Consider the following 16,040-nt stretch of genomic DNA (forward strand, 5'->3'; position numbering starts at 1 on the left):
GCACGACGGGCGGCGCGCGGAGCGGGAGGTACATCGAAGGATGCAGCGCGGAATCGTCGCGGCGGGCGACGCCGCGGGGCGGTACGGCGACGACGCTGGAGGGAGAGAGCGAAGGGAGCCGATCCCCGTGGTCGTCACACTGATCATCGCCTGCGAGGTGGCCTTCTGGGTGCTGTTGGTCGCCGGACTGGCCCTGCGCTACCCGGCGCGGAAACCACGTCTGGGCGCCGCCGTGCTGCTGTGCGAGCCGGTGCTGGAGCTGGTGCTGCTGGCGGCCACCGCCGTCGATCTGCGCAACGGCGCCGAGGGCGACTGGACGCACGGCCTGGCGGCCGTCTACATCGGCTTCACCGTGGCCTACGGCCACTCCGTGGTCAAGTGGGCCGACGGGCACTTCGCCCACCGCTTCGCGGGCGGCCCGCCACCGGTGAAGCCCCCGAGGTACGGGATGCCGCGGGCCGTCCACGAGTGGAAGATGTGCGGCCGCTCGGTGCTCGGCGCGGTGATCGCCATGGCGCTGCTCGAGGGCGCGATCCGGTACGTCGGGGACGCCGGGCGGAGCGAGTCGTTGGCGCAGTGGCAGGCCAGGATGCTCCTCGTCATCGGGATCAGCGTGGTCATCGGGATCAGCTACACGATCTGGCCGAAGAAGGACCCCGGCGGCTCCTCCGCGCCGGCCCGGGAGCCGTCCGAGGGCGCCCGGACGGCCGGCACGCGGACGGTGTCCCGGCGCTGAGGCCGCCCGCCGCCGGCCGTTCCCCACTCCCGCGCCGGCAGGGCCGGACCCGGAGGTTCCGGGCCTCCGGCCCCGCCGACGGTGGTGGGACGGAGGGCCCGCGTGGTGTCAGCGGTTCTCGCCGGGCACCCACAGGACGTCGCCGTTCTCCTTGTTCGCCGTCCTCGCCAGGATGAACAGCAGGTCCGACAGCCGGTTGAGGTAGGTGGCGGTCAGCCGGTTCATGCTCTCGCCGTGCTCCTGGAGCGCCGCCCACGTCGAACGCTCGGCACGCCGGACGACCGTGCACGCCTGGTGGAGCAGGGCCGCTCCGGGGGTGCCGCCGGGGAGGATGAAGCTGCGCAGCTTCTCCAGGTCGGCCAGGAAGCGGTCGCAGTCCGCCTCCAGTCGGTCGATGTAGCTCTGTTCCACCCGCAGCGGCGGGTACTTCGGGTTCTCGACCACCGGAGTGGCGAGGTCGGCGCCCACGTCGAACAGGTCGTTCTGCACGCGGACCAGGACCTTGACGACCTCCTCGGGCAGGCCCCCCAGCGCGATGGCCACTCCGAGCGCGGCGTTGGCCTCGTTGGCGTCGGCGTAGGCGGCGATGCGGGAGTCGGTCTTGGCGGTGCGGCTCATGTCGCCCAGGGCGGTGGTGCCGTCGTCGCCGGTGCGCGTGTAGATGCGTGTCAGATTGACCATGGGCCGAGCCTAGTCACGCCCGGGCGGGGCGGGAGGGAGGTGTGCCCACCGTCACGGAGCCGGCCGTCACGGCCTCGCCCCGCCCGGCCGGGCGGGGGCCAACTGCGCGCGCGGGCGCGCCGGATGACCCGCCCGAGTGTGATGTCCGCCATGTGAGACGTGACGCGCATCTCTTCCCGACCCACCGGGCCCTCGCGGACGCTAGGGTCCGCCTCAGAGCCGTATCGTCAAGCCGCAGAGGGGACTCACGTGGCCAGGAAGCTTGCCGTCGTCGGAGCCGGACTCATGGGATCGGGCATCGCCCAGGTCTCCGCCCAGGCCGGGTGGGACGTGGTGCTGCGCGACATCACCGACCAGGCGCTGACCCGGGGCACGGACGGCATCAAGGCCTCGTACGACAAGTTCGTCTCCAAGGGGAAGCTCACCGCCGAGGAGGCCGAGGCCGCCCTCGGCCGCATCACCACGACCACCGACCTCGACGCGGCCGCCGACGCGGACATCGTGGTCGAGGCCGTCTTCGAACGGATCGACGTCAAGCAGGAGATCTTCCGCACGCTCGACGGACTGGTCGGGGACGAGACCGTCCTGGCCTCCAACACCTCCGCCATCCCGATCACCAAGATCGCGGCGGCGACGCGACGGCCCGAACGGGTCGTGGGCACGCACTTCTTCTCGCCCGTGCCGATGATGCGGCTGTGCGAGCTGGTGCGCGGCCACAAGACCAGCGACGAGACCCTGGCCGCCGCCCGGGAGTTCGCCGAGGGCGTGGGCAAGACCTGCATCGTCGTCAACCGCGATGTCGCCGGCTTCGTCACCACCCGACTGATCTCGGCGCTGGTCGTCGAGGCCGCCAAGCTCCACGAGTCGGGGGTGGCCACCGCCGAGGACATCGACACCGCCTGCAAGCTGGGCTTCGGCCACGCCATGGGCCCGTTGGCCACCGCCGACCTCACCGGCGTGGACATCCTGCTGCACGCCACCGAGAACATCTACACCGAGTCCCAGGACGAGAAGTTCGCTCCGCCGGAGTCCATGCGGCGCATGGTCGACGCCGGCGACATCGGTCGCAAGAGCGGGCAGGGCTTCTACCGGTACTGAGCCCGCTGGGCCCGTACGGCACACAACGGATCGCCCTCACGGGTGAATTCGGTATCGGTTCGAGTACGTACGGCAACTTCGCTGCCCGAGTGGCAGTCAGTTGTGGTGAGACATAGGCAGAGAACAGTCACACACGGACCTCTTCCGGGGGAGCGGATATGCACATCAGGGGCGACCACGCTGAACTGGTCGTCGGAGGTCGCCTCGACGTCCGCAGCGCGGCCGACGCCCGTTCTGCCCTGCACACGGCGGTCGACTCCGGAGAAGGCGATCTCGTACTGGACCTGGCCGAACTGGACTCGTGGGACGCGACCGGCCTCGGCGTGATCATGGGCGCGCACCGGCGGGCCGGCCGGTGCGGCCGCCGCCTCGTCCTGCGGGACGTTCCGCCCCAGATGCAGCGGCTGTTGGTGGCCACCCGCCTGCACCGCATCCTCGCCATCGAGGGAGGACTCACCGAGGGCGGGACCCTCAGCAAACAGTGACGTCCACCGCGGGGGCCGTTCGGGGTTGCCGGAAGTCCAGGTACTGGGTCTAGGGTTCGGATTCCCGCCGCCTACACTGCGCTGCGGACGGCCACCGGGGCACGAGCGAAGGCGAGCGTACGGTCGGCCCGGGAGAGCTGAGCTACGAGTACGCCGCATCTGGGGGCACCCACCATGGACCCGAACCACCGGGGATCCGAGGAACAGGACAGCGAGGGCATCACCCGCGCGATCCCGCTCATAGCGGGCGATCACCTGCTGACGGTCAACCCCGTCGACGGCAGCGAGATCGAGCCCTGCCCACCCGGACGGCACCCCGGCACGCCCCGGCGGCGCGCCCCGGAGTCCCGAGCCGAGCGCGAGCGCGCCGCCGCGGCGCCGGTTCCCACGGGCGTCGCCGCTCCCGAGTTGCCGCTGTTGGAGCGCACGGCGGAGCGCGAGCGCCTGGTGAAACTGCTCCGGCGCGGCCGTTCGGTCCGGCTCACCGGGCCGCGCGGCTCCGGGCGCAGCGCGCTGCTGGACGCGGTCGCCGCCGATTGCGCCGACCTGGCCCCCGACGGCGTCGTACGGCTCAGCGGCTGCCGGCGAACTCCCCTCGACCTGATGTACGAGCTGTTCGCGGCGGTCCACGACGCACCCGGCCACCGCCCCGGCCGGGCGGGGCTGGAGGAGGCGCTGCGGGACGTCGGCGCGGTCGTCCTGCTGGACGACCTGGAGTTCGGCGGCCAGGGCCTGGACTCCCTCCTGGACGCCACGCCCGAGTGCGCCTTCCTGATCACGGTCACGCCCGACGCCCCCGCGCCGTCCGCCGACACGCCCCTGGAGGAGGTCGAGCTCACCGGCATCAGCCGGGCCGCCTGTCGGCAACTGATGGAGCACGTCGTCCGCCGTCCGCTGACCGAGGACGAGGCGCGGTGGGCGGCCGACCTGTGGTTCGAGTCCGAGGGGTTGCCGCTGCGCTTCGTCCAGGCCGGCGCGCTGCTGCGGCAGCGCGACGCGCGGCCGGACGGTGCGGAGGACGCGGACGCCGCGACCGACGAACCGCTCGACGGCGGGGCGGACGGCGCCGCGCCCCCGGTCGGGGCCGACGCGGCCGGAGCCGAGGACGGTGACGGGGACGGGGCCGGGGCCGGTGACGGGGACGCCGCCCCGCGGCCCTCCCCGCCGCCCACCCTCGCCGAAGGCGCCGCCCCCGCGGCGCTGTTGGCCGCCGGGCTCTCCGAGACCACCCGGGAGGTGCTGCGCTTCGCCGTCGCGCTCGGCGGCGTGCTGCCGCACCCGGCCCACCTGCCGGCGCTGGTGGACGACGCCCGCGCCGACGCCTGCCTGGGTGAACTCCTGGCCTGCGGACTGGTCACCTCCGCCGGGACGTACCACCGGCTCGCCTCCGGGGTGGTCGAGCAACTGGTCGACGCCGGATACGCGGAGGGCGCCGACGACCGTGCCCACAGCGTCGCCCGGCACTACGCCTGGTGGACCGGACACCCCTCGGTCACCCCGGAGCGGGTGGCGCAGGAGGCCGAGGCGGTGTTCGCCGCGGTCCAGGGCGCCCAGCGCGGCGGCCACGCCAGCGCCGCCGTCCTGCTGGCCCGCACGGCCGCGCCCATCCTGGCCGTGTCGCTGTACTGGAGCGCCTGGGAGCGGGTGCTGCGCGGTGGCCAGGAGGCGGCCCGCACGGCCGGCGAGGTCGCCGAGGAGGCGTACTTCCACCACGACCTGGGCGTGCTGGCCCTGTGCACCGGCAACCTCGACCGGGCCCGTGCCGAACTGGAGGCGTCCATCGGGCTGCGCGGAGTGCTGGCCGACCGCCGGGGCACGGTCGCCGGACGGCGTGCCCTGGCCCTGGTCGACGACCGCGTGGCGGCGCTCTCGGAGGGCGAACCGGTGACCGCTCCGGGCGCCGACCCCGCTTCCGGCCCCGACACCGTTCCCGGTTCCGATCCCGTGCGGCCCTCCGGCGCGTCGGGCGCGTCGGGCGACCTGCCCCTGACGCTCGCCCTGCCCCCGTCCTCGCCCGCGGCCCCCACCGAACCCCTGCCGTCGGTGCCGGCCGAGCCGCGCGCCACCGGCGACACACCGGCGTTCGGCGAACTGCCGCCCGCCCTGTCGGTGCCGCCGGTGACGGTGGGCAGCGCGTACGAGGAACCGGGCGGCGAGGCCCCGACCCGGCCCACGCCGCTCGTCCGGTCCTCGGGGGGCTGGGACGGCACGGGAGGTCCGAGCGGCAAGGACGACACGGGCGTGAGCGCCCGTCGTCTCGCGTTCCTGGGGGTCCGGCGCAACGTCCTGGCGGCCGGTGGGGGCGCGCTGCTGGCGGCCCTGGTCGGCACGGTCGTCGCCCTCGGCATGACGTCGGGCGGCGGGGAGCCCGCCGGCAGCGTCAACCCGGCGGTCACCTCCCGGGAGGACGAGGGCATCACCGTCGATCAGCCCGTGCCGAGCGCCGACGAGGAGGAGAAGGAGAAGCCCGGACCGAGCGGAGCCTCGACGCGGGCCCCGAGCACGCCGTCGGGGGAGGGGACGCGTTCACAGGCCCCGGGGACGTCCGACGCGCCCGGGAAGACGGAGGACGAGCCCGACGGCGGGACGACGGACGAGGGGCCGGGGGAGACCGAGGACGAGGAGCGGTCGTCCGGGCCGAGCACTCCGACGGACACCGAGGAGACGCCGACCGAGTCGCCGGATCCCGATCCGACGGAGTCCGAGACCACCGAGGAGCCCCCGGACTCCGGCCCGACGGAGGACACGGAGACACCCACGAGCCCCACCCCGACGGACAGTGGGATGGAGCCCACCGGCGGGGACGACGGCACCGTGACCGGCAGCGCGGTGCCCACCGGCAGCCGGTCGCTGTCGGAGAGCGGTTCGGCACCCGAACCGCGGGACTCGGGGGAGCCCACCGCCGTCTGACGGCCCGTACCCGGACCGCGGCCGGGGCCGCGCGCCATACGCGCGCGGCCCCGGCCGCGTCGCGCGGTGTCGGGAGGAGAGCGAAACTCGGCGCCGGAGCGCCGGAGTTCGGGGTCAGAAGAGCCGCAGCTTGTCGTCCTCGATGCCGCGCAGCGCGTCGTAGTCGAGCGTGACGCAGTCGATGCCGCGGTCCGTGGCCAGCACACGCGCCTGCGGTTTGATCTCCTGGGCCGCGAACACGCCCTTGACCGGCGCCAGGTGGGGGTCGCGGTTGAGGAGTTCCAGATAGCGGGTGAGCTGCTCCACGCCGTCGATCTCGCCGCGTCGCTTGATCTCGATCGCGACGGTGGTGCCCTCCGCGTCCCGGCCGAGGATGTCCACCGGCCCGATGGCGGTGGGGTATTCACGCCGTATCAGCGTCCACCCCTCGCCGAGGGTCTCCATTCGGTCAGCCAACAGTTCCTGGAGATGGGCCTCCACGCCGTCCTTGATCAGACCGGGATCGACACCGAGTTCGTGCGAGGAGTCGTGCAGGACCTCCTCCATCGTGATGATGAGCTTCTCACCCGATTTGTTGACCACCGTCCACACGGCGGTTCCGTTCTCCTCCCCTTCCTTGAGAGTGCACGGCGGAGACATCCAGTTGAGAGGCTTGTATGCCCTGTCGTCCGCGTGGACCGAGACCGATCCGTCGGCCTTCACCAGGATCAGACGGGGAGCCGACGGGAGGTGGGCGGTGAGCCTGCCGGCGTAGTCCACGGAGCAGCGGGCGATGACGAGACGCATGGTCGGTCACGCTACTGGACACCGGCCTCCCGGCGCGATTCGCCCCTGCTTCTCCCCGTTCGAGGGCCGTTCGACCGTGGCCGGTTGTATGCCCGCAAACCTGGTGCGGGTGGACGCACGGGCATAACGTTGCAGCCCGGGCGTCGCCGTACGGGATCATCCGATTACACGACGGTGCCCTGTCCCCGTTCACGAGATCCCGGCGTCCCGGGGTCGCGAGAGGAGAACCCATGTCGCTCGACGTCCCACCGGCCCTCCTGGAGCAGGCCGAGCGAGGCGAGGTCGACGAGGCGGCCTTCATCGACTGCGTGCGCACGTCCCTGCCCTACGCATGGGACATGATCAGTTCCCTGGTGGTCAAGCTCAAGGTGGACGGCGGGGACTTCGCCGACAACCAGACGCCGCCGCCGGACGAGCAGGCTCGCGGGCAGCTGCTGCGCGCGCTGGCCAGTGACGCGATACGCGGTGCGCTGGAGCGACACTTCGGGGTGAGACTGGCCTTCCAGAACTGCCACCGGGTCGCGGTCTTCCAGCCGGAACCCTCGGCGGACGAACGGCTCGCCAGGTTCACGTCCGTCCGCGGCCAGCTCCTGAACCAGTCGCCGGAGCTGCGCGACTGCTGAGCTCGGGCGCGGACGGCAGGCCGGGGCACGGCGTCGCGGCCGGCCCCGTGTCCGCGTGGCCCCTCGACGGTACGTGCGCTGCCGCTGCTCGGGGGAGGAGCGGCAGTACCTCGTCGCCCAGCCGATGGACGTTGAGCTCGGTGCCGGCCGGTTCCCCCGAGCCCTCCACCAGGAGGGCGAAGCGGTCGATCCCGGTCCGCTCCGCTGTGGCCGCGAGCCGGTCCGCGCACAGCCGGGGTGGACCCACCGGGTGCAGTTCGCACAGCAGCTCGGTGTAGGCGAGGGGGTCGCGCATCCCGCGCCTCCTGCCGTCGACGGTGGTGTGGGCCTCCAGACCGTGCCGCAGCCAGCCCGGCATCGCCTTGGTGAGGACCTCCACGGCCTCGCCGCGGGTGTCGGCCACCTGGACCACCCCGGCGGAGACATGACCGGCCGACGCGACCGTCTCCGCGGACACGCCGGCCGCCAGTGCCTCGCGCCGCCACAGGGCGACCATCTCCGCCTTCTCCTCGTCTCCGCAGTGCATCCCCAGCAGCATCGGCAGTCCCCGGGCGGCGGCCAGCCGCACGGAGGCGGGGGAGGTGCAGGCGACCAGCACCGGCGGCACGGGGCGGTCGACGATGCCCTGGTCCGGGCGCGGTACGACGGGGACCTCGCGGAACCGGTGGCGTTCGCCGTCCGCGCCGACGCTCGGCTCGCGCAGCCAGCGCAGCAGCAGGTCCAGCGACTCGGGGAAGCACCGCTCGTACGCCTCGACGCCGGTGCCGAAGACCTCCAGGTCGACCCACGGCCCTCCGCGCCCGACACCGAGGGTGAAGCGCCCCTCGGAGGCCAGGTGCAGCAGCGCCGTCTGTTCCCCGAGGGCGACCGGGTGCGCTGTCGGCAGCACGCTCACGGCCGTGCCCACCCCGACGCGCCGGGTGCGCCCCAGCATCAGCGCGGCCAGGGTGACGGCCGACGGGCAGACACCGTAGGGCACGAAGTGGTGCTCGGCCACCCACACGGAGTCCAGCCCGGCCCGCTCGGCGGCCTCGGCGGAACGCAGCGCGCGGTGCAGCACCTCCCCGTGCCCCTGGCCCGGGAACTGCGCCGCCAGAACGAAAGCCCCTACTCGCATCGCCACTGCCTCCTCGTCGGAACCGGAACGACCGCTCTCGACGCCGCCCCCTCACGGCGGACTCCCACGGGTTCCCCTGCGTTGGCAACAACGCCCGACACGTGCCAAGGGCACGGCCAGGAGGAAAATTTCGCGAAACCTGTCAAGGAGGCGCGGCGGCCCGAACGGGGGATGTCGGTCCCGGCTCCGGCCCGGGGGTGCATAAGCTGGACGGAGTAGTCCGCCGGCCGGACTCCAGGTCCGACCACGAACGACCCCGCGAGGTGTCCCTTGTCCCCGCGTCGAAACCGCCCGCGCGGCGGTGGCAGGCCCGCCCGTCGCGACGGCGGGCCGGAGGGCCGCCACGGCCTGGAGCGCACCGAGGAATGGCGGGGCGAGGAATGGGTCGTCCGGCAGGTCACCGGACAGGCCGCGGCCAAGCACTACCGCTGCCCGGGCTGCGACCAGGAGATCCCGCCCGGCACGGCCCATGTGGTGGCCTGGCAGCGGGACGGCCGCGTGGAGGACCGCAGGCACTGGCACCGGGCGTGCTGGAACGCCAGGGACCGCCGGAGCGCGCGGCTCCAGCGGTCCCGTAACGCACCGAGGTACTGACCGGCGGCAACGGCCCGACGCCCGTGGCCGGATGTCCCGCCGCCCGGTCAGACGTCGCGGACGGTGATGCGCGCGTACGCGCCGATCAGCGCGGCCAGGGTGACGGCCGCCAGCAGACCGACCAGCGGCCAGCCGGTGCCACCACCGTCGGCCTCCATCGACAGGCGGAACAGCGACGACAGCCCGTTGAGCACCGAGTACTCGCGCAGCTTCTCGCCGAACTCCCGTACGTTCTCGCCGAAGAGGAACAGCGAGGCGATGAAGGGCAGCAGCACCACCCCGAGCATGGCGGTGATCGCACCCGGGGTGCTGCGCAGCAGCGCGCCGACGGCCAGCGACAGCAGCCCCAGCAGCGCCACGAACAGCGCGGCGCCGACCGTCGCCCCCATCCACTCCCCGGCGGAGGCGACGGCCTCGCCGGTCGCCAGGGTCTCCTCGTTGAGCGACTCGGGGTCGACGTACGCCGAGACCGGCTTGCCGCCGACGAACGCCATGTTGAACAGAGCGGTCAGGGTGCAGGCCACCAGCGTCGTGGTGAAGGAGAGCAGGAAGAAGACCAGGGCCTTGGCGGTGAGCACCCGGGCCCGCCGCGGGCAGGCGGTGAAAGTGGTGCGGATCATGCCGGTGCTGTACTCCGAGGTGATCACCAGCACGCCCAGGGTGATCACGCACAACTGGCCGAGCATCAGCCCGAAGAAGCCGCCCGCGAGCACCGGGGCCGACGCCTGGTCCTCGTTGCCCAGGGCGAGGGCCACCAGGAACCCGATGCCGACGACCAGGGCGAACATGACGGCCAGCGTCCACACCGTCGACCGCACGGTGCGGATCTTGGTCCACTCCGAGGCGATGGCGTGCCCGAGGTGGGCGTTCCGCACCGGGATGGGAGAGGCGTAGCCGGCCCCTTCGGCCGGCCACGGTGTCGGAGCCGGGGCCTGTGTGAAGGCGCCCCGGGGCGGCGTCGGCGGTACGGGGGGCGCGGCCGGGTTCTGCTGGGGGGTGGTCATCGGGCGTCCTCGGTGTCGCGCTGGTTCGGGTCGGCGGGGGAGGGGGCCGCGGCGCCCTCCGGCGCGGCGGCGGGCGCGGGCGCGGGGGCCTGGACCGACTGCTGCTGCGGCGGTGCCGCGTACGGGTTCGGCTGCCCGGGGATCGCCGGCTGCCCGGGCACCGGGGCGTACCCCGGCCGTGGCGCGCCCTGCGGTGGCGGCCAGGCACCGGGGGCGCCCGGGGCACCGGGGAGCGCGCCCGGCGCGTACCCGGCGGGCGCCTGCGCCTGGAGCCCGAACCGCTGGTCCTCCGTGGAGCGGTAGTCCACCGCGCCCTGCGTCATGCGCATGTACGCCTCCTCCAGGGAGGCCGAGTGCGGGGAGAGTTCCCACAGCCGCACGTCCGCCTCGTGCGCCAGATCGCTGATGCGCGGCAGCGGGAGTCCGGTCACCCGCAGCGCGCCGTCCGGCTCCGGCCGGACGGCGCCGCCCGCCTCGGTGAGGGCGGTGGTCAGCCTGTCGCGCTGCTCGGGCTCGGTGTCGGGGGTGCGGACCAGGGCGAAGTCCGCGGAGTTGTGCGCGATGAAGTCCTTCACGGACATGTCGGCCATCAACTGGCCGCGCCCGATCACGATCAAGTGGTCCGCGGTCAGGGCCATCTCGCTCATCAGGTGACTGGAGACGAAGACGGTGCGCCCCTCGGAGGCCAGCCTCTTCATCAGGTTGCGGATCCAGAGGATGCCCTCCGGGTCCAGGCCGTTGACCGGCTCGTCGAACAGCAGCACCTGCGGATCGCCCAACAGCGCCGCGGCGATGCCCAACCGCTGGCCCATGCCGAGCGAGAAGCCCTTGGAGCGCTTCTTCGCCACGTCCTGCAGACCGACGACTCCCAACACCTCGTGCACACGCCGGGCGGGGATACCGGAGAGCTGCGCCAGGCAGAGCAGGTGGTGGTACGCGCTGCGCCCGCCGTGGATCGCCTTGGCGTCCAGCAGGGCCCCCACCTGGCGCGGGGCGTTGGGCAGGTGCCGGTAGGGACGGCCGTTGACGGTGACGAGGCCCTCGGAGGGGACGTCGAGACCCAGGATCATCCGCATGGTGGTGGACTTCCCGGAGCCGTTCGGCCCGAGGAATCCGGTGACCATGCCGGGCCTCACCTGGAAGGAAAGGTTGTACACGGCCGTTTTGGCGCCGTAGCGCTTCGTCAGGCCGACTGCTTCGATCATGGCTCCCGCCCTGCTTGCCTCGTGCGGTCGGGGCACGCCGCCCCCGGTGGAACCAGGAGCGTATCGGGGGACGTTCGGTTCCCCGCAAGCCGTCGAGGGCGGCGGGGCCCTCCGGAACGGCTCCGGAGGGGAACCCGAAACGGCGGGGCCCCGCGCCCCCTCACGGATGGCGCGGGGCTCCCCGGTCCCGTGTCCGGCCGGTGCCGCCGGTGTGCGTCAGCGCGACTGCTGAGCGGGAACACTGCGGCCCAGCGACTCCTCGCCGCCCTCCGCGGCCGCCTGCCCGCTCGCGGCGACGGCCGCGCCGGTGAGGGTGGCCAGCATCTCGCGGACGTTGGTGAGCTGGGCGTTGATGCTGTCGCGGCGGTTGGTGAGCGCCGCCAGCTCGCGCTCGGACTCGCTGCGGATGCGGTCGGCCTTGGCGTTGGCGTCGGCCACGATGTCCTCGGCCTGGCGCTGGGCGGTCTCCACCGTCTGGCGGGCGCGGCGCTCGGCGTCGGTGCGCAGCTTCTCCGCCTCCAGACGGAGCTGCTCGGCGCGGTGCTCGATCTCCGCCAGCCGCTTCTCGGCCTTGGCCTGACGGGAGGCCAGGTCGCGCTCGGACTGCTCGCGGCGCTTGGCCAGGTTGGTCTCGAAGTCGGCGGCGGCCTGCGCGGCCTTGGCCCGGGTGTCCTCGAAGAGGGCGTCGGCCTCCTCGCGCTTGGCCTGGGCGTCCTTCTGCGCCTCGGCGCGCAGCGTGGCGGCCTCGCCCTTGGCCTTCTCGACGATCTGGGCGCCTTCCTCCTCGGCCTTGGCCTTGCGGTCGGCGGCGTACGTCTCGGCGTCGTTGCGCACCTGCTGGGCGGCGGACTCGGCCAGTTCCCGGTGCTGCTCGGCGGCTCGACGAGCCTCCTCGCGCAGGTCCTTGGCCTCCTCCTCGGCGAGTCGGAGGATCTTCTCGACCCGGGCGCCCAGGCCGGCGTACGACGGCTCGGAGTCGTTGATCTGGGCCTGGGCGTTCTGCGTCTCGAGGTGCAGTTCCTCGATCCGCTTCTCCAACGAGGCGATCCGGGCCAGCGCGTTGTCACGGTCGGCGACGAGCTTCGCGATGCGGTCGTCCACCTGCCCGCGGTCGTAACCACGCCGCACGAGCTCGAAGCCGAAGGGAGAGGTGTTGTCGCTCATGGGGTTCCTGTCGGTCAGACGGGGTCGGACGGGAGGGTGATAGAGGGAATCCTAGGGGGGAAAACGGCGTGTCTTCGAGAAGATGCCGGTTCGATATGCAGAATGTACGCCCGTTCGAGTGGCTTAACTCTTGCTCTGCTTGCTATTCGCATGCGCGGTCCCCGCTCCGACACCGGCTTTCACGGCGCCGTTCGACTTACCGTCGGATCCCTTTCCGGGCTTGCCCTCCTTGTCGTTCCGGCCACCCCGGCCGGGAGCGGGGGGTGACTCGAACGACTCCAGGGCCTCCAACACGTCCTGGACGCGCGAGATCTCGGCGTTGATGTCCTCACGACGACGCGTCAGCACCTCCAGTTCGCGCCGGCCCTTCTCCAGGGTCCGCTCGGCCTCGGCCTCGGCCTCGGCACGGACGCGCTCGGCTTCCCGGATGATCGCGGTCTTCTTCTGTTCGGCCTCCTTGAGGAGGCCCTCGGCCTTCCGCACCGCCGCGATACGGACCTTGCTCGCCTCGGAGTCCGCGTCCGACTTCGTCTGCCGGGCCTTCTCCTCGGCCTCGGCGAGCTGGTCGCTCGCGGCCTTGACCAGCTTGTCCACACGCTCGCCCGCCGACCGCATCGCCTCGGCCGACTCCCGGCGGGCCCGCTCGTGCAGCTCCTCGACCTCGGCCTCGGTGCGGGTCCGCAGCTCCTCGGCGCGCTCGCGGATGGCGTTGGCGTCCCGACGGGCCTCCTCCAGCATGGTGTCGGAGTCCTTGCGGGACTTCTCCACCAGCCTGGTGCTCTCCGCCCGCGCCTCGGTCACCAACCGCTCGGCCTCCTTGCGGGCGGCACCGACCAGGGTGTCCGCCTGCTCCTCGGCCGTCGCGGCGGTGCGCAGCGCCTCCTCCCGCGCCTCGGCGACCAGCCGGTCGGCCTGTTCGGCCGCGTCGCCCAACTTCCGGGCCGCCGCCTCACGGGCCTCGTCCCGGACCCGGTCGGCCTCGGCGCGGGTCCGCTCGGCCTCCTCGTCCGCCGTGGCGCGGACCCGGTCGGCCTCGGCGATCGCCTCCGAGACCGTCCGCTCGGCCAACGACTTGGCGGCGTCCGTCTCCTCCTGGGCCTCCCGGCGCAGGGTGGCCGCGGCGTGCTCGGCCGCGGACCGCAGACCGGCGATCTCCTCCTCGGCCTGCTCGTGCAACCCGGCGACCGAGTCGCGCACCTGCTGGGCCTGCTGTTCGGCGGCCGCGACGAGGTCGGCCGCCCGCCGCTCGGCCTCGGCGACCAGCCGCTCGGCCTCGGCCTGGGCCTCCTCGACCCGCTTGCGCGCCGAGGCGAGCAACTCCTCGCTCTGCTCGCGCGCCTGGGCACGCTCCCGGTTGGCCTCCTCGCGGGCGTCGGAGAGCAGCTCCTCGGCCTCCCGCCGCCGTCGCGCCGCCTCCTCCTGGGCGGCGGCCAGCGCCTCGGCCGCCTCCGCGCCCGTGCGCTCGGCGGCGGCGTTCGCCTCCGCCCGCACCCGGTCGGCCGTCTCCTTCGCCTCGGCGCGCAGCCGCTCCGCCTCCGCGGCGGCCTCGGTGCGCAGCCGCACCGCGACGGCCTCGCCCTCGGCGCGCGCCTGGGAAGCGTCCGAGGCCGCTTCGGTGCGCAGCCGCTCGGCCTCTTCCTCGGCCTGCTCCCGCAGGGTCCGCAGCCGCTCGGCCGACTCCGCGCGCAGTCGCTCGGTCTCGGCGCGGGTCTCCTCGCGCAGCCGTTCGGCCTCCTCGCGCGCCCCGCGCAACTCCTCCTCGGCCGACGCCAGCCGCTGTTCGGCCTCGGTGCGCAGCCGCTCCAGCTCCGTCTCGGTCTCGGCGCGCCGGGCGCCGATGGCCTCCTCGGTCTCCTCGCGCAGTCGCCGTCCGGCCCGCTCGGCCTCCTCGCGGGTCTCCTCGGCCTGCCGCTCGGCCGCGGTGCGCAGCTCCTCGGCCTCGGCGCGTGCCTTCTCCAGCGCCTCCTCGGCCTGCCGGCGCAGGGCGGCGGCCCGCTCGATGGCCTCGGTGCGGACCCGCTCGCTCTCGGCGGTCGCGGCGCCGCGGGTCTCCTCGGCGTCCGCCGTGGCCTGGCTCAGCAGCTCCTCGGCGCGGCCGGCCGCCTCCTCGATCTGCTGGACGGCCTCGCGGCGCGCCTCGGCGCGGATCCGCTCGCCCTCCTCGACGGCCTCGGCGCGCAACTGCTCCGCCTCGCCGCGCAGCCGCCGGGCCTCCTCCTGGAGTTCGACGGTCTTGGCGCGGTACTCCTTGGTGTCGTCCTTGGCCGCGCCCTTGAGCTGCTCGGCGACGTCGTGCGCCTCGGCACGCAGTCGGTCGGCCTCCGCCTCGGCCTCGGCGCGCAGCCGCTCGGCCTCCTCGGCGGCGGCCCGGGTGGTGGCCTTGGCCTCCTGGGACGCCTTGCTCAGGACGTCCTCGGCCGTACGGGCGGCCTCGGCGACCTGTGCGGCCGACTCCTCGGCGGCCTTCGCCCGGGCCGTCTCCCTCGCCTCGGCGATCAGCCGCTCGGCCTCGGTGCGGGCGTCGGTCCGCAGCTGGTCGGCCTCCGCCCTGGCCGCCTCGGTCTCCTTGGTCGCCTCGGCGACCATGCGGGCGATCTCGGCCTTGGCCACCCGGGTGCGCTGCTCGTTCTCCGCCTCGGTCTCCGACAGCCGGCGGGCGGCGTCCTCCCGGGCCTCGGCCAGCACCTTCTCGGCCTCGGCGCGCGCCTCGCGCAGCGCCGTCTCGGCCTCCTGCATCCGCTCCTCGGCCTGGCGGGCCAGGGCGGCGGCCTCGCGGCGGGCGGCCTCGGTCTCGGCGGCGGTGGAGGTGCGCAGCCGTTCGGCGTGCTCGGTGGCCTCCTGCGCCTGGGTGGAGGCGGCGTTCAACAGCCGCTCGGCGTCCGCGCGGGCCCGGCGCAGCACGGCCTCGGCCTCGGCCTTGGCCGTCTCCGCCTCGGAGTTCAGCCGTCGCCGGGACTGTTCGGCCAGCCGCTGCGCCTCGGTACGGGCGGCGGCCAGGGTCTGTTCGGCCTCCGCGCGGGCCTCGTCCAGCAGCCGGCGGGCCTGGGACTCGCTGCGGGCGCGCAACTGCTCGGCCCAGGCGACGTTCTCGTTGACGTGGGACTCGACGGTCGCGCGACGCTCGTTGAGTTCCTGGTCGAGCTGTTGACGGCGGGCGACGGCCTCCGCGTGCAGCTCGGACTCCATCCGGGCCTGTCGCTCGGCGTGCTCCTGGAGGAGCTTCTGCGTCTTGGCCCGGGCCTCGCGCAGTTCGCGCTCGGCGTCGGCGCGCAACTGCTCGGCCTGGACCTGGGCGTTGCGCAGCAGTTGCTCGGCCTGGTGCGAGAGGTTGTCGTAGCCGGCCGGGCGCGCGGCGAGAGCGCGACGCGCCTCGTGCAGCTTGGCGCGCAGCACTTCGACCTGGTAGCCGAGGTCGTCGGCGTGATCGATCGCCTTGTCCCGCTCGTCCTTGAGCCGCTTCATCTCGGCTTCGAGCTGGGAGAGGTGGTCGAGTTGGTCGTCAGCCTCGTAGCGGTCGTAGCCCCGCACTGCGCGGTCCCATCCGTCCCCTGGTCGTGGTGAAGGTGAACTGACCCTTCCGAGGAAATGGTGTCAGATCATCGGCGGAACATGGGACGGGACCCTGCCGGCCCGTAGC

13 protein-coding genes are annotated in these 16,040 nt (G+C 73.7%); 6 read left to right on the plus strand and 7 right to left on the minus strand.

The annotated features are described in order from the left end of the window. The first annotated feature begins 127 nt into the window (after positions 1–127). Entirely contained in the window at positions 128–736 is a 609-nt protein-coding gene (locus tag F0L17_RS18425; protein WP_162466376.1) for a hypothetical protein, read from the plus strand. A gap of 108 nt (positions 737–844) precedes the next feature. Here the strand turns inward: F0L17_RS18425 and F0L17_RS18430 are convergent, their stop codons facing one another. After that, positions 845–1,417, minus strand: a complete 573-nt coding sequence (locus F0L17_RS18430; protein WP_155071938.1) for a cob(I)yrinic acid a,c-diamide adenosyltransferase — start codon at positions 1,415–1,417, stop codon at positions 845–847. A gap of 249 nt (positions 1,418–1,666) precedes the next feature. Between F0L17_RS18430 and F0L17_RS18435 the strand changes: the two genes are divergently transcribed. The 3 genes from F0L17_RS18435 to F0L17_RS18445 all read left to right on the plus strand — a co-directional run bounded on the left by F0L17_RS18435 (position 1,667) and on the right by F0L17_RS18445 (position 5,910). Continuing rightward, a complete protein-coding gene (locus tag F0L17_RS18435; RefSeq protein ID WP_162466377.1) occupies positions 1,667–2,515 on the plus strand; it encodes a 3-hydroxybutyryl-CoA dehydrogenase in 849 nt (282 codons plus the stop codon). Positions 2,516–2,673: 158 nt separating this feature from the next. Next, positions 2,674–3,000 (plus strand): STAS domain-containing protein, encoded by a 327-nt coding sequence (locus F0L17_RS18440; RefSeq protein WP_155071939.1) that lies wholly within the window; start codon positions 2,674–2,676, stop codon positions 2,998–3,000. A gap of 174 nt (positions 3,001–3,174) precedes the next feature. Continuing rightward, positions 3,175–5,910 carry an ATP-binding protein gene (locus F0L17_RS18445; RefSeq protein ID WP_155071940.1) on the plus strand — a complete coding sequence of 912 codons (2,736 nt, stop codon included), beginning with the start codon at positions 3,175–3,177 and terminating at the stop codon, positions 5,908–5,910. 114 nt (positions 5,911–6,024) lie between these two features. On the opposite strand, the gene nucS is transcribed toward F0L17_RS18445, so the two are convergent. Beyond that, entirely contained in the window at positions 6,025–6,696 is a 672-nt protein-coding gene (gene nucS, locus F0L17_RS18450; protein ID WP_155071941.1) for an endonuclease NucS, read from the minus strand. A gap of 230 nt (positions 6,697–6,926) precedes the next feature. On the opposite strand from nucS, the gene F0L17_RS18455 reads away from it, so the two are divergent. Continuing rightward, positions 6,927–7,319: an SCO5389 family protein gene (locus tag F0L17_RS18455; protein ID WP_155071942.1), complete on the plus strand. Its 393-nt coding sequence runs from the start codon at positions 6,927–6,929 to the stop codon at positions 7,317–7,319. On the opposite strand, the gene F0L17_RS18460 is transcribed toward F0L17_RS18455, so the two are convergent. After that, on the minus strand, positions 7,264–8,436 hold the full coding sequence (locus F0L17_RS18460) for an LLM class flavin-dependent oxidoreductase (RefSeq protein WP_155071943.1): 1,173 nt from the start codon (positions 8,434–8,436) through the stop codon (positions 7,264–7,266). The two genes, F0L17_RS18455 and F0L17_RS18460, sit on opposite strands and share 56 nt — an antisense overlap. Before the next feature lie 270 nt (positions 8,437–8,706). On the opposite strand from F0L17_RS18460, the gene F0L17_RS18465 reads away from it, so the two are divergent. After that, entirely contained in the window at positions 8,707–9,030 is a 324-nt protein-coding gene (locus F0L17_RS18465) for an ATP/GTP-binding protein (RefSeq protein WP_155071944.1), read from the plus strand. 47 nt (positions 9,031–9,077) lie between these two features. Here F0L17_RS18465 and F0L17_RS18470 read toward each other — a convergent pair whose 3' ends face one another. The 4 genes from F0L17_RS18470 to scy form a co-directional block, all read right to left on the minus strand. Then, positions 9,078–10,034, minus strand: coding sequence for an ABC transporter permease (locus F0L17_RS18470; RefSeq protein ID WP_155071945.1), 957 nt, complete (start codon positions 10,032–10,034; stop codon positions 9,078–9,080). Next, positions 10,031–11,239: an ABC transporter ATP-binding protein gene (locus F0L17_RS18475; RefSeq protein WP_155071946.1), complete on the minus strand. Its 1,209-nt coding sequence runs from the start codon at positions 11,237–11,239 to the stop codon at positions 10,031–10,033. The genes F0L17_RS18470 and F0L17_RS18475 overlap by 4 nt, the downstream gene beginning before the upstream one ends. A gap of 216 nt (positions 11,240–11,455) precedes the next feature. Further along, a complete protein-coding gene (locus F0L17_RS18480) occupies positions 11,456–12,403 on the minus strand; it encodes a coiled-coil domain-containing protein (protein WP_155071947.1) in 948 nt (315 codons plus the stop codon). A 123-nt stretch (positions 12,404–12,526) separates the two neighbouring features. After that, complete coding sequence (gene scy, locus F0L17_RS18485) at positions 12,527–15,931, minus strand: polarized growth protein Scy (RefSeq protein WP_162466378.1); 3,405 nt, start codon at positions 15,929–15,931, stop codon at positions 12,527–12,529. Positions 15,932–16,040 lie beyond the last annotated feature (109 nt).

The organism is Streptomyces taklimakanensis (genome assembly GCF_009709575.1).
Classification (GTDB): Bacteria; Actinomycetota; Actinomycetes; order Streptomycetales; family Streptomycetaceae; genus Streptomyces; species Streptomyces taklimakanensis.

Excerpts from the sequence above, each read along its gene's own strand:
- F0L17_RS18445 (WP_155071940.1), top strand. The coding sequence starts at position 3,175 with ATGGACCCGAACCACCGGGGATCCGAGGAACAGGACAGCGAGGGCATC.
- F0L17_RS18480 (WP_155071947.1), bottom strand. The coding sequence starts at position 12,403 with ATGAGCGACAACACCTCTCCCTTCGGCTTCGAGCTCGTGCGGCGTGGT.
- F0L17_RS18460 (WP_155071943.1), bottom strand. The coding sequence starts at position 8,436 with ATGCGAGTAGGGGCTTTCGTTCTGGCGGCGCAGTTCCCGGGCCAGGGG.
- F0L17_RS18455 (WP_155071942.1), top strand. The coding sequence starts at position 6,927 with ATGTCGCTCGACGTCCCACCGGCCCTCCTGGAGCAGGCCGAGCGAGGC.
- F0L17_RS18470 (WP_155071945.1), bottom strand. The coding sequence starts at position 10,034 with ATGACCACCCCCCAGCAGAACCCGGCCGCGCCCCCCGTACCGCCGACG.
- nucS (WP_155071941.1), bottom strand. The coding sequence starts at position 6,696 with ATGCGTCTCGTCATCGCCCGCTGCTCCGTGGACTACGCCGGCAGGCTC.
- F0L17_RS18440 (WP_155071939.1), top strand. The coding sequence starts at position 2,674 with ATGCACATCAGGGGCGACCACGCTGAACTGGTCGTCGGAGGTCGCCTC.
- F0L17_RS18430 (WP_155071938.1), bottom strand. The coding sequence starts at position 1,417 with ATGGTCAATCTGACACGCATCTACACGCGCACCGGCGACGACGGCACC.
- F0L17_RS18475 (WP_155071946.1), bottom strand. The coding sequence starts at position 11,239 with ATGATCGAAGCAGTCGGCCTGACGAAGCGCTACGGCGCCAAAACGGCC.